This is a genomic window from Actinomadura sp. NPDC048394 (assembly GCF_040651755.1).
Lineage (GTDB): Bacteria > Actinomycetota > Actinomycetes > Streptosporangiales > Streptosporangiaceae > Spirillospora > Spirillospora montaniterrae.
Genome location: NZ_JBEZJL010000073.1, coordinates 45,355 through 57,015, shown reverse-complemented (window position 1 = coordinate 57,015; position 11,661 = coordinate 45,355). Strand labels below are relative to the sequence as shown.

12 protein-coding genes and 2 pseudogenes are annotated in these 11,661 nt (G+C 68.5%); 7 read left to right on the top strand and 7 right to left on the bottom strand.

The annotated features are described in order from the left end of the window. Positions 1–80: 80 nt before the first annotated feature. Positions 81–617, bottom strand: a complete 537-nt coding sequence (locus AB0C78_RS38960) for a hypothetical protein (protein WP_360758266.1) — start codon at positions 615–617, stop codon at positions 81–83. 522 nt (positions 618–1,139) lie between these two features. Next, positions 1,140–2,093 (bottom strand): hypothetical protein, encoded by a 954-nt coding sequence (locus AB0C78_RS38955; protein ID WP_360758274.1) that lies wholly within the window; start codon positions 2,091–2,093, stop codon positions 1,140–1,142. On the opposite strand from AB0C78_RS38955, the gene AB0C78_RS38950 reads away from it, so the two are divergent. Further along, positions 2,028–2,285, top strand: coding sequence for a hypothetical protein (locus AB0C78_RS38950; RefSeq protein WP_360758264.1), 258 nt, complete (start codon positions 2,028–2,030; stop codon positions 2,283–2,285). The two genes, AB0C78_RS38955 and AB0C78_RS38950, sit on opposite strands and share 66 nt — an antisense overlap. Before the next feature lie 242 nt (positions 2,286–2,527). Here the strand turns inward: AB0C78_RS38950 and AB0C78_RS38945 are convergent, their stop codons facing one another. From AB0C78_RS38945 to AB0C78_RS38935, 3 genes are read right to left on the bottom strand one after another with little or no spacing between them, the layout of a single operon-like run. Further along, on the bottom strand, positions 2,528–2,956 hold the full coding sequence (locus AB0C78_RS38945) for a hypothetical protein (RefSeq protein WP_360758262.1): 429 nt from the start codon (positions 2,954–2,956) through the stop codon (positions 2,528–2,530). A gap of 31 nt (positions 2,957–2,987) precedes the next feature. Continuing rightward, positions 2,988–4,493 (bottom strand): tetratricopeptide repeat protein, encoded by a 1,506-nt coding sequence (locus tag AB0C78_RS38940; RefSeq protein ID WP_360758260.1) that lies wholly within the window; start codon positions 4,491–4,493, stop codon positions 2,988–2,990. A gap of 26 nt (positions 4,494–4,519) precedes the next feature. Beyond that, entirely contained in the window at positions 4,520–5,473 is a 954-nt protein-coding gene (locus AB0C78_RS38935) for an NB-ARC domain-containing protein (protein WP_360758258.1), read from the bottom strand. Here AB0C78_RS38935 and AB0C78_RS38930 point away from each other — a divergent pair. Both AB0C78_RS38930 and AB0C78_RS38925 read left to right on the top strand, forming a co-directional pair. Next, positions 5,412–6,002 (top strand): annotated as a pseudogene (locus tag AB0C78_RS38930) (glycosyltransferase); the annotation flags it as partial. The gene AB0C78_RS38935 and the pseudogene AB0C78_RS38930 sit on opposite strands and share 62 nt — an antisense overlap. Then, positions 5,959–6,807 (top strand): glycosyltransferase, encoded by an 849-nt coding sequence (locus AB0C78_RS38925; RefSeq protein ID WP_360758272.1) that lies wholly within the window; start codon positions 5,959–5,961, stop codon positions 6,805–6,807. The pseudogene AB0C78_RS38930 and the gene AB0C78_RS38925, both read left to right, overlap by 44 nt. A 40-nt stretch (positions 6,808–6,847) precedes the next feature. On the opposite strand, the pseudogene AB0C78_RS38920 reads toward AB0C78_RS38925, so the two are convergent. Together AB0C78_RS38920 and AB0C78_RS38915 are read right to left on the bottom strand one after the other, a co-directional pair. Continuing rightward, a pseudogene (locus tag AB0C78_RS38920) lies at positions 6,848–7,446 on the bottom strand (transposase family protein). Further along, positions 7,436–8,623: an MFS transporter gene (locus AB0C78_RS38915; protein ID WP_360758256.1), complete on the bottom strand. Its 1,188-nt coding sequence runs from the start codon at positions 8,621–8,623 to the stop codon at positions 7,436–7,438. Before AB0C78_RS38915 ends, AB0C78_RS38920 begins: the two are co-directional and overlap by 11 nt. Positions 8,624–8,644: 21 nt before the next feature. On the opposite strand from AB0C78_RS38915, the gene AB0C78_RS38910 reads away from it, so the two are divergent. The 4 genes from AB0C78_RS38910 (at position 8,645) to AB0C78_RS38895 (ending at position 11,319) form a co-directional block, all read left to right on the top strand. Beyond that, on the top strand, positions 8,645–8,899 hold the full coding sequence (locus AB0C78_RS38910; protein WP_360758254.1) for a helix-turn-helix domain-containing protein: 255 nt from the start codon (positions 8,645–8,647) through the stop codon (positions 8,897–8,899). Further along, positions 8,878–9,204, top strand: coding sequence for a hypothetical protein (locus AB0C78_RS38905; protein WP_360758252.1), 327 nt, complete (start codon positions 8,878–8,880; stop codon positions 9,202–9,204). The genes AB0C78_RS38910 and AB0C78_RS38905 overlap by 22 nt, the downstream gene beginning before the upstream one ends. Before the next feature lie 293 nt (positions 9,205–9,497). Further along, the gene (locus AB0C78_RS38900) at positions 9,498–10,043 is read left to right on the top strand and encodes a transposase (RefSeq protein ID WP_360758250.1); all 546 of its coding nucleotides are present in this window, start codon (positions 9,498–9,500) and stop codon (positions 10,041–10,043) included. Between the two features lie 61 nt (positions 10,044–10,104). Beyond that, positions 10,105–11,319, top strand: coding sequence for a N(5)-(carboxyethyl)ornithine synthase (locus tag AB0C78_RS38895; protein ID WP_360758248.1), 1,215 nt, complete (start codon positions 10,105–10,107; stop codon positions 11,317–11,319). The last annotated feature ends 342 nt before the right edge of the window (positions 11,320–11,661 follow it).

Sequence of the window (11,661 nt, the reverse complement as noted above, 5' to 3'; positions counted from 1 at the left end):
TCCTCCGGATAGTGCTTCAGCGCCATCAAAGACACCTCCTTCCCCTGGACCCATGATCCAGGCTTCAGGGTGTCCACACTTCAGGGGGAAGGCCCTCCACCGTTGCCGAGTATGCGCTGGGCACCTGCGACGAAGCGTGAGCGCATCCGCCGGAACTCGGAGTTCTCGTGGCGGAGTTGCTCGTCCATCTCCGCAAAGGTGAGGGTTTCGTCGAACGCGATCTTGAAGCGATGCATGTTCACGTCGTAGAGCTCTTTTGCGAGGTCGGCCATGTCCTCCGGTCCGGCCACCCTCACGTTCCATATCGCGCGGCGGAGCCTCCTCATGGCCGTCCGGCTCTCCTCGCGCATCTGCCCCCAGCCGCTGGTCGGGCCCTGCGGACCTGCGGACTCACGCCGGGCTGCCACGATGTCATCGAGGGAAGCAATGAACCGTTCGGAGGCGTCCATGACCTCCGCATAGGACGCGCTGCGGTCGGCGCGAAGTTGACCGCGCTGCTCGGCCCTCTCTTGCGCGGCGATCTGTTCCAGGGTGGCTCTTCGTTGCATCCAAGCGCCCATGAGTGTTCCGCCGAGGGCGCCGACCACTCCTATGAAGGCCGCCAGCACAGAGGTCATGTTCTCATCCACGAACGCCCTGTCTAGAGGAGATCATCGTACCGATCAAGTGCTCGCAGGCAGCCCAGAGCGTTCGACCGGTGAGGAAGGGTGCGTCGGTGTGGTCAAGTGGCGGTGGTCACGGTGGATCGCCGCGTACAGATCAGCCCTCGACTTCGACGTCATCGGCTATGGGGCACCCTTCTGACCGTCCTCCCCTCCTGGTCGGACGTTCTATGCGGACTCCGGCGAATGCAGCGTGTCGGGCAGGGTGCCGCTCGTACGTTTCTCCCGTGAGCACCTTCGACGCCGTCCAGGCGATCATGGCCGTGGCCTCCTTCCCCACCGCGCTCGGCACCTGGATCGCGGCCCATCGCTCCGAGGGGCACGCCGACCGGTCGGCGCAGGCGATGGTCGCCCAGGCGGAGATCGACAGGAAGGCCGAGCACCGGACCCTGTCCCCCAAGGTCCAGATCAGTTGCGTCCGCGACCCCGGCGGCGTGCTCTGGCAGCTCGTTGTCCGCCTCAAAGGTCCGGGCGCGCTCACCGTTCGTGGCCTCGCCGAACAGGGCAGGCGTCGGTTCCAGAAGCGTCTGAGCGGAGTACGCCAGGACTTGTCTGACACCGATTCGCCATTTCGCCATGAACTCCACCTCGAAGACAGCGCGCTGATGGACGACGTCCGCACGGACCCAGTCGAGGGCTCCCTCGGTGAGCCCGTCGACGCGGCGAGCAAGCTCGTCGCGCAGGTAGTGCTCGAGGTGAACGGCACCTGACAGGCCCAGCAGCCGACCGCGGACGCGTCTCTTGCCGTCCGGCAGGGGAATGCCGCACCCAAAGTTCTGTACACACCTGCCGGCGACGTTTCTCGATGAGTTCCGGCAACCCCTGTGTCCCCGGGCGGTTCGGTGTTGATGAGATTGAGCAGCACCGAGAACCTCGCGGTCGAGGGCGGCAACGAGTCCCCGTGCACCGGGTCGTTGGCACACTTTGACGGCATGGAGCCGGCTCGAGCGCGGTGAGCGGCCGCGGCGGCCGACCCGCAAGGAGGATCGGCACTGTGATGCTTGATCGGCGTCCGGCCAGTGGCTCAGGGGCCAGATCCCCTATTCGTGATGGTGGCGGGGTCATCCGGCGTTGGAGGGGGCGAAGGCCAGGTTGAGGTGGGTGAGGCGGCGGATCACGAGGCTGGGCACGTACTGGGCGCGGGTGAGGTGGCGTGGAAGGCGCCCTGATCCAGGAGGGTGCGCACGGCCAGGACGGTTTCCAGGCGGGCCAGGTGGGCGCCGATGCAGAAGTGGATGCCGCGGCCGAACGCGGTGTGCGATTTGATCGCGGGTCCGTGCAGGTCGAGGGTGTGGGGGCAGGGTAGGCGGCGGGGTCGCGGTTGACCGCGCCCCACAGCAGCATCAGGCGGGATCGGGCGGGAAGGTGCACGCCGCCGAGTTCGGTGTCGCGGGTGGTGACGCGGAAGTGGCCGCGGAACGGGCTGTGCAGCCGCAGTGTCTCTTCTACGAACGCCTCGATCTGGTCGGGGTCGGCGCGGAGCCGGTCGGCCAGGTCTTGGTCGTCGGCGAGGGTGCGGGCGGCGGCGCCCAGCAGGCTGGTCGTCGACTCGCTGCCGGCGGTGACCTCTCCCGATCCGGGAGAAGGCGCAGCACCGCGAACGTGTTCGCCACGGTCAGGTAGGCCGATCGCAAGAGCACAACCATTCGTCATCCCGCACCGAACGCCGCGCCGTCGTCTGCTCTGCAACTGACCAAGCTTCGCGTCGGAGCCCACCACCTCCTATGCCTCTCGCCTGCACCGACGTGATTCTCGGCAGGCACAGGGCTCCCGGCCCGAGGTGTCCCGCTGCTTCCGCACCTCTTCGGCTCGCTGATCATGATCGGGTGAGCGCGCGGCGTTCGTCCGCCGAGCAGCGGAGCGTGCTACGGTACGTCGCCGATGCGCAGGTCGCGGCCGGCGACGTAGGTCCCGGACTGGTGGAAGTCGCCTCCGGCGACCGCTCCGGAGTCGGCGACCTGGAGGTGGCGCGCATCGACGGCCTTGAGCTCTTCGACGAGCCGTTCGAGGCGCGTCGCGAAGTCGGGATCGGCCTCGATCAGTTCGGCAATGACGTTTTGCAGCGCGGTCCTTCGGCCTTCGTTGTCGGGTTGAGCCTCGGCACCGTCCAGGACGGCCTCTTCGTAGTGGGCACCAGCGATACGGCCCCGGATCGCCTTGTAGAGTTCGGCGATTCGCTGGGATGCGCCGTCGGACGCGGCCTCTCCCAGACGCGCAAGTCCACCGCCGGCGATCTGGCCGAGATACGGGACGAGCGCACCCACCGCGGCAGCGGCCAAAGTGACGGGTTCCATGGGAGTCCTCTCTTGGACGGGTCGACGGCTTTCAGGGGTTCGGCAGACCGAGGTGCGTCATGATGGCCTCGGCCACCGTGGCATGCCCGCCTGCCGGATCGATTTCGGCGAGGCCGAAGAGCGCCAGGGCCTCCCCATGCGGATCGGCGGCCCGCCGCAGGTAAGTCAGTGCCTCCTCGTAGGAGCGCGCGGCCATCTGATGGTCTCCTGTGGCGCGTTCGATGTCGGCCCGCTCGCGCAGTGCGTTCCCGTGGCCGGTGAGGCTGCCGACGACCTCGAAGTGGCCGATGGCCTCATTGAGCGCCGTGGCGTCGGCGCGGAAGCGTCCTTGCCACATCAAAGACGCCCCGAGCCCCTCGTGTTCCGGGACGTTCATCGCGGCGAAGATCTGCTGGGCGCTCCGCAAATGGTCAACGTCCTGAAGCGCCGCGCCGAGATGCAGGAGGGCCCATCCCTCGCCGTACAGGTCGCCGATCTCCCCGAACACCTCGAGGGCCTTGCGGTTGTGTTCCACGGCTTCGCCGGTACGGCCGTATTGCCGCAGGATCCGGCCCATGTGATTGTGGGCCCAGGCCTGCCCCTGCCGATGCTCGATCTGCTCGAAGAGGTCCAGTGCCTGATGGTGGTGGCGCTCGGCCTCGGCGTAGCGCCACTGCGCGCCCCGCACCGAGGTCAGGTTGTTGTGCGACCACCCCTCGGCCGCCCGATCACCAACCGAGCGCAGCAAGTCCACCGCTCTGGTCAGAGTCGCGGCGGCATCGTCGAGATCTCGGCGCCAGAACTGGACATGCCCCAGCGTGCGCAGGACGAGGCCCTCACCATGGGCGTCCGCGGCGGAGCGGAAGATCTCCACTGCCAACTGAAGACAATTCTCCGCCTCATCGTACCGGTGCGTCTCGCGATACAGCGTGCCCAGATGGGACAGGACGTCGGCACACGATACCTCTGCCGCAGGAACGGCCCGGAGCAGGCTCAGTGCCGCCACGCTCTCCTCAATGGCCTCAGTGAGCCGGCGGTTTTCCCGCAAAGGCCAAGAGCGCATGTGCCGCGCAACACCCAGCGCCTCTGGGTCATCGAGCCTGGAGGCGGATTCGATGGCGAGTTCCGCGCCTTCCAGCCAGTCCGCCCAGTGCCCGCGGACCTCGAAGAAGCCCGCCAGGTTCGAGATGACGCGCCACGGAACGTCATGGCGTCCGATGACGGTCGCTTGCCTGACGATGGCCATCAACGTCGCGTACTCGTTGTCCAGACCCTGCAGGGCCGTCGCATACGCGTCACCGTCCGCGGTTCGGCGGCCGTCGACACCGATATGCCGTCCCCAGCCGGCGGCGGCATCGAGGGCCCATGCCATCGCCCTGTCCACTGCGGCTTCGCGCTCGGTCCGGGTGTCCTCGTTCTCGGCTCTCTCCTGTGCGAACACCTTGACGAGATCGTGGAAGCGCGCCCGATCCTGCCCGACGGGTTCGATCAGATGCGTGTTGAACAACTCGGCGAGCGTGTCCTCCCACGCCGCTGTGCCGTCGACGGCCGCCGCCAAGGCGTCCCCGAAGTCGGGAACCGCGATCAGGCTGAGAAGCCGGAAATGCCGCGCGGCCTCCGGGCTGAGTTCCCGGTAGCTGACCGAAAGCTGGTTCGCAGGTCCAGGTGGTCGGTCTTGAGCAGGTCCAGCCGCTCGGCCGCGAGCCGGTCGGCGAACCTCGCCAGTGGCAGCCGCCTGTTAGCGGGTTTCGTCAGCTGCGCTCCGGCCATGTGCAGAGCGAGCGGCAGCCCGCCGCACAATTGGATGATCTTGCGCGCGGCGTCCGGATCGGCGGCGACCCGGTCGGCGCCGATACGGGCTTCCAGCAGGGCATATGCCTCGTCATCAGTCATGCTGCCCAGATCCATTTCCCGGATGTCCTCCAACTCTGAGAAACTGCGCCGGGACGTCATGAGCACTCCACAGTCGGCCCGGCTCGGCAGCAAGTCCATAACCTGTTGGGCCGATGTCACACTGTCGAGCACGAGCAGCGTCGGTTTGCGCAGTTCAGCATGGAAGACTTCGATTCGGCCCGCGAGGCTCCCGGGGATCCGGCTCTCGGCGACCCCGAGCTGTAGCAGCAGCCGGAAGACCGCTTCGGAGACATCCAACTCCGGCAGTCCGGCCTGGCTCAGCTCCAGAAACAGCTGTCCACCTGGATAGGAGGGAGCGACATCCCGCGCCACCTGGAGCGCAAGCGAGGTCTTTCCGCTTCCAGGGCCGTTGAGAACGTTCGCCAACGGGAACGGATTGCGGTCGTAGTCCATCCACTCGCGCAGGCTCGCGCGCTCCGCGGCCCGGCCGATGAACGTCGTCCCCCTGCGGCGCAGCCGACTCACAGGCCCCCTGGGCTGCGGCACCTCCGGCTGGTGATAATGGATGCTCATCGTCCCGATATGGGTGTCGCGTCCCGCGACGAACTGCCCATGCTGATGGATGTCCCGACCCGCCGACGCGCCGGAGCCGGACTCGATCGCATCATCCATCGGGTTCACCATGGGTCGAGTCTCTGTGAACACCGGTGCCTTTGTCCACGCGAAGCGGGCCGGGGCAGGAGTGACGGGAGTGAGAACGGTGGGAGATACTCCCGGCATGCCCGATTCCCCGCTGCACATCGCCCAAGTATCGGAGCACGCCAGCCCTCTGGCCGAGGACATCGGCAGCACAGACTCAGGAGGGCAGAACGTTTACGTCCGTGAACTCTCCCTCGAGTTGGCGTCCCGTGGCCACCGGGTCACGGTGTTCACCCGCCGCACATCGTCGAACCAGCCCGAGCGGGTCCGGTTCGCTCCCGGTGCGGAGGTGATCCACGTTCCCGCCGGGCCCGCCCGCCAACTCCCCAAGGAGGACCTGGCGCCGCTGATGGGCGACTTCGGCGACCAACTGGCCCTGCGCTGGCAAGAGGAACCACCCGATCTGGTCCACGCGCACTACTGGATGAGCGGCATCGCAGCCCTCGCCGGAGCACGCCGCACAGCGATCCCTGTGGTCACCACCTTCCACGCATTGGGCCTGGAACGGATCGCCTATCATCCCGAAGCCGCCACAACCGATCATCGAGAGAGAGAGAGAGAGAGTCGGATCCGAACGCACTGTTGCCCAGGTCGCGGACGCCATCGTCGCTTTGACGCCGGAGGAAGTCGGCTACCTGACCCGCGCAAACGGCGTCCCGCATTCCAAGATCACCGTCATTCCGGTCGGAGTGAACCTGACCCGTTTCACACCCCAGGGCTCAGCCTTGGCCCGCAACGGTCGGCTGCGCGTCGTCACCGCCGGACGACTGGTCACTCGCAAAGGTGTGCATACGGTGATCAACGCCTTCGCCCGGCTCCCCAGAGCGGCCGATGCCGAACTCCTCATCGCCGGAGGCCCACCCCGCGATGACCTCCCGACGGACCCCGCGGTGCAGGACCTTCGCGTGCTCGCCCAGCGCCACGGAGCAGACAATAGAATCGAATTTCTCGGCCGGATAACGCACGGACGCGTGCCCGAACTCCTACGTTCTGCTGATGTCTTTGTCTGTGCACCGCACTACGAGCCTTTCGGCACGGCTGCCCTCGAAGCAGCCGCCTGCGGTGTCCCCGTCATCGCGTCCGCGGTCGGCGGCCTGCGCGAGCACGTCCGCGACGGAACGACCGGCATCCTCGTGCCACCCGGCGATGCGGCAGCTTTCAGCAACGCCCTCTATTCGCTCCTCGACAACCCCGGTATCCGCACTCGCATGGGCGCGGCCGGAGCCGAGAACGCGCGAAGCTACGCCTGGCCTGTCATCGCAGACAAGATGCTCGAGACCTACCAGTCACAGCTGAGGGCCGGCGGACGACTGAACTGATTGAAGATCATCGCGATCACTGCCGATCACTGACCCTTTTTCATCCTCGGGTGATCTCGTAGTTCTGTAGGACGGCGATGGCCTTGACCAGGTGGCCGGCCTTGGAGGGGCTGCAGCGGAGCTTGCGGAGCAGCTTCCACGACTTCAGCTGGGCGTTCGCGCGTTCGCCGGGTCCGCGGAGCTTGGCGTGCGAGCGGTTGGCCTGCCTTTGGGACTCAGGCTTGTTGCGTCCCGTGTACGGGGTGATGACCACCGAGGCCTCGGCGCCTTGATACGGCCGGTCGGCCCGCACCCGGTCGGTGGCGATGAGCGTCCCGTCCAGCACCAGCACCAGCAGGTGCAGCCCGTCCTCCTTGCCTTGCGCAACGCCGCCGTCAGCTTCGGCGACCGCGCCGACAGCAGCGCCACCGCCTCCTCGACATACCGCCAAGCCGTACTCGTCGACACCCCGAACCCGGCCCCGAGCTCTGCGAAGGTCTCGCCCTTGCGCAGGTGGACCAGCACCAGCAGAGCCTGCTGCCCAGGATGTCATCGGCGGGCCTGGGTCTCTCGCCTTGCGCTTGGCGGTTACGGGACGGTTCCGCTGAGGGGCGTCACTGTTGGGCTTGCGGCGAGGTCGCCGGACTGGTTATGCGGCATTCTGGCGGGGGCCCTGCGACTGGATCGCGGTGATGGCGAGCACGAGCGCGCAGCCGCAGAAGATGGTGGCGAGAGTGAAGCCGGCCGCGATGCCGTGCGCGAGGACGTTCCGGGACTGCTGCACCGGGGACAGGCCGGGCCGGGGGTGGGCGGCGGCGTTCCTGGAGGCGATGCCGAACGCGGTGACGAGCACGGCCAGGCCGGAGCGCAGTGGGCTCATCCCGTAGGCCTCCTGAAGGAGCTGGCTGAGGAAGTAGACGGTGCCCGTGAGGGAGATAGCGAGCAGGAACATGTTCGCCAGCCCGGCCGCCCGGTTGCGGTCGGCGAACAGCCGCAGCGGCATGACCGGGTAGGCGGCGCGGGCCTGCCAGGCCACGAAGGCGCCGGTCAGGACGGCCGCAGCGGCGAACGCGCCGATCGCCCGGCCGTCACTCCACCCAGCCTCGCCGACCCGGATGAAGGCGTAGGCGAGCGCGCCCATGCCCAGCGTCGAGGTGATGGCTCCGGCCCAGTCGATCCGGCCCGGGTGGCGTTCGGGCTCGCTGATGAAGCGAGGGGCGAGCATGATCACAGCGGTGCCGAACGGCACGTTGACGAACATCACCCACCGCCACGACAGCTCGGCGGTGAGGACGCCGCCGAGCAGGTAGCCGAGCGCGACGCCGAAGCCGGCGACCATGGAGAACGCGCCGAATGCCCGGTTGCGCGCCTGACCCTCGGGGAAGTTGGCCGCGATCAGCGACAGCGTGCTCGGCCCGGCGAGCGCGCCGCCCGCGCCCTGAACCGCCCTGGCGGCCAGCAGCCAGCCGGCCGAGGTGGCGCACCCGCCGACCAGGGACGCAGCAGAGAACACCGCGATGCCCGTTACCAGCATCCGCCGACGTCCCCAGATGTCGCCGGCCCGGCCGCCGACCAGCAGCAGCCCGCCGAAGACCAGCGTGTAAAGGCTGGGCACCCAAGCCAGCCCGGTGGGCGAGAAGTGCAGGCCGCGCTGGACGGACGGCAGCGCGACGTTCACGATCGAGGAGTCCACGACCAGCATCAGCTGGCAGGACACGATGATGGTCAGGGCGATGCCGGCCCGCCAGCCGAGCCGTTCCTTGCGTCCCTGCCGGGCCGGGGCCTGCGCGGGACTGGACAGTCCCGGACAATACGGGGAAAGTCCCCGTTTTTGCAATGCCTTGCCCAGAGGAGGGATATGACCAGCGGCAAGCCGACGCGCGCCGACGCCCGACGCAGCTATGAGCGGCTGCTTTATGCCGCCGCAGAGGTCTTCGCCGAGCAGGGCACCAGCGCGGCCCTGGACGACATCGCCAAGCGCGCCGGGGCCGGCAACGCCACCTTGTACCGGCACTTCCCGACCGCCGGGACCTCGTGCAGGCACTGCTCGCCGGCCGCTACGACGACCTGCGCACGGCGGCAGAAGACAGCATGGACGCCCCCGATTCCCTAGCCGCGCTGGCCGGCTGGCTGTGGTCCTTCATCGCCCACGTCACCACGTACCGTGGCCTGGCCGCATCCGTCCTCGACGCCGCGCGCGACCCGGAGGCAGAGCTGTCCGCATCCTGCCAGGGGATGCGCGACGCCGCCGCGAAGCTGCTCAGCCGCGCCCAGGACGACGCCGCCATCCGCCCCGACCTCACGGTCGCCGAGCTGCTGTGCGTCACCAACGGCATCGCCGTGGCCGCCGAACAACGGCCGCAGGACACTCCCAGGCTGCTGTCCCTCCTCATCGAGGGCCTGCAACAGCACGCCTGACAACGACTGAAGCCTCCACGGCAGGGGAAAGGCCGCGCAAGCCGGCGTCCGGCCTTCCACCCACCCCGCTTCCGGCGGCAATGTCACTGTCCCAGTCCACAGCAACACCACGGGCCAAGAACACTGCCAGGACTTTGCCGCATCCCTGCGCTGCAGGTCACCAACGAGGGCTCCTGCAGCACCCGCCACAGCGCCGGGGGCCCTCGCCAGGTGGCCGAGCATCTGGGCCATGAGCGGGTGAACGCCCGACCGCCCCATCCGGCAACCACCGCAATGGCAGCTCGATAAAGACGGTGTCACCCGAGGCCTGCTCGGTTCGGATCCAGGTTCCGCGGGACGGGCGGGCGAGTTCACCCCGCAGATCGTGCCCAAGCACGCCCGCCCACCTGGAGAGCCCGGCCGCTCGACAGCGTCTGCCCGCTCGTGCTGACCGACGCCCTGTACGTCAAATCCGTCAAGGTCAGGTGACCGACCGCCCGATCTACGTGGCGCTGGGCATCCACTGCCACGGCGAACGCGACGTGCTGGCCGAACTCCGCAACCAAGGCGTGCAGGAGGAGCCCATCGCCTGCTGCGATGGGCTCGAGGGGCTGCCGGAGGCCATTGAGGAGATATGGCCGCAGGCCACCGTGCAGCCTGCACCTGGTCCACTCGTCGCTGCCGCATGCCTCCAAGACGCACTGGAGCCGGCTCGCCCGTGTTCTGCGGTAGATCTACACCTCTCCGGCTCCATCCGCCGAGCAGCGGTCCGCCGAGGCCAACACCCGACGGTCCGCCGCAGCGGCGGCCGTGCACGCCACCGCAGCGGAATCACCGCGTATGGTCTGAAGAGCCGGTGAACCGCGACATCCAGCCCTGAGGCTGACCCGCCCCACCGGCTCACCCCCGAGAGGGGACGTCTTGCCGACCTTGAACGGCTCACCCCGCCCTGGCGCCATGGTGGCGCCGCTGAACCCCCGCACCGGTCTGAGCCTGGGTGTCCTGGCTCGCACGGCCAAGGAGAACGAGCATCGGCAGCCGATCCACCCGCTGCACCTTCAGCGGATCGGCCCGGGCCTGCGCTCTCGCATCTATCTCGAACGCGGCTACGGCGAAGGCTTCGGCATCTCCGATGAGGAACTCGCTCCCCGGGTCGCCGGACTGCTCCCCCGCGACCGGCTCATCGCCGACTGCGACGTCGTCCTGCTGCTCAAACCGCAGCCTCACGACCTCAAGGAACTGCGCCCCGGCCAGATCCTGTGGGGCTGGCCGCACTGCGTCCAGGACCGGGAACTCACCCAGGCCGCCATCGACGGGCGGCTCACGCTGATCGCGTTCGAGGCGATGAACCACTGGACGGCCGACGGTGGGTTCAACCTGCACGTCTTCCACAAGAACAACGAGCTCGCCGGCTACTGCTCCGTCCTGCACGCGCTGGCCCTCACCGGATCCACCGGCGCCTACGGCAGACGGCGGCGCGCCGCCGTCATCAGCTTCGGGGCGACCGCCCGGGGCGCGGTCACGGCCCTCAACGCCCACGGCGTCCACGACGTCCACGTCCTGACCGCCCGGGGCGTCAGCGCCGTCGGCTCGCCCATCCACTCGGCCCAGATCGTCCATTTCGACCGCGACCCGGAGCGGCCCGGCTGTACCCGTGCCCTCACCGACGACGGCCCGATCGCGACGGCCGCGTTCCTCGCACGGCACGACATCGTCGTCAACTGCGTCCTGCAGGACACCGGCGCACCGCTGATGTTCGCGGCGAACAACGACCTGCCGGTCTTCTCCTCCGGCACCCTCATCGTCGACGTCTCCTGCGACGCGGGCATGGGCTTCGAATGGGCCCGGCCGACCACCTTCACCGACCCCATGTTCACCGTCGGCCACAACATCCACCACTACGGCGTCGACCACAGCCCCTCCTACCTGTGGGACTCCGCGACCTGGGAGATCAGCCAGGCCCTGATCCCGCACCTGGCCACCGTCCTCGGGGGCCCCGCCGCCTGGGAGGCCGACAAGACCATCCGGCGGGCCGTCGAGATCCGCGACGGCGTCGTCCAGAACCCCGCCGTCCTGGCGTTCCAGCACCGATCCTCCGACTACCCGCACGTACCCCGGGGCCGGACGGGCCGGTAGATAGGCCACCGTCGGCATGTGCAGAACCGACCGCCTCGACCGATCACAGCGCGGGGCCCGGCGGCTCCGGGGCCGGCGGGTCAGCCGGCGGGCTGGTCTGCGGCGACCGGCCGACCATGCCGTCCGGCCATGCCGCGGGCGCAGACCAGCGCGGACGCGGCGCGGATGCCGTCGACGGTGCCCTGGTCGCGCCGTCGGGGTGACGTCCGCGGCGCGACACATCTCGACGGTGAACTGGTCGAAGTCCGGGGGCTGGCCCGATCACGATGAGAACTTGCTCGGATACTTAGAGTCTTCAATGCGGCGATGGGGCACATAGGCGGGTGTGGGAAGATCAACTGG

Excerpts from the sequence above, each read along its gene's own strand:
- AB0C78_RS38910 (WP_360758254.1), top strand. The coding sequence starts at position 8,645 with ATGACCAGCGGCAAGCCGACGCGCGCCGACGCCCGACGCAGCTATGAG.
- AB0C78_RS38960 (WP_360758266.1), bottom strand. The coding sequence starts at position 617 with ATGACCTCTGTGCTGGCGGCCTTCATAGGAGTGGTCGGCGCCCTCGGC.
- AB0C78_RS38935 (WP_360758258.1), bottom strand. The coding sequence starts at position 5,473 with ATGGTGAACCCGATGGATGATGCGATCGAGTCCGGCTCCGGCGCGTCG.
- AB0C78_RS38905 (WP_360758252.1), top strand. The coding sequence starts at position 8,878 with ATGGACGCCCCCGATTCCCTAGCCGCGCTGGCCGGCTGGCTGTGGTCC.
- AB0C78_RS38945 (WP_360758262.1), bottom strand. The coding sequence starts at position 2,956 with ATGGAACCCGTCACTTTGGCCGCTGCCGCGGTGGGTGCGCTCGTCCCG.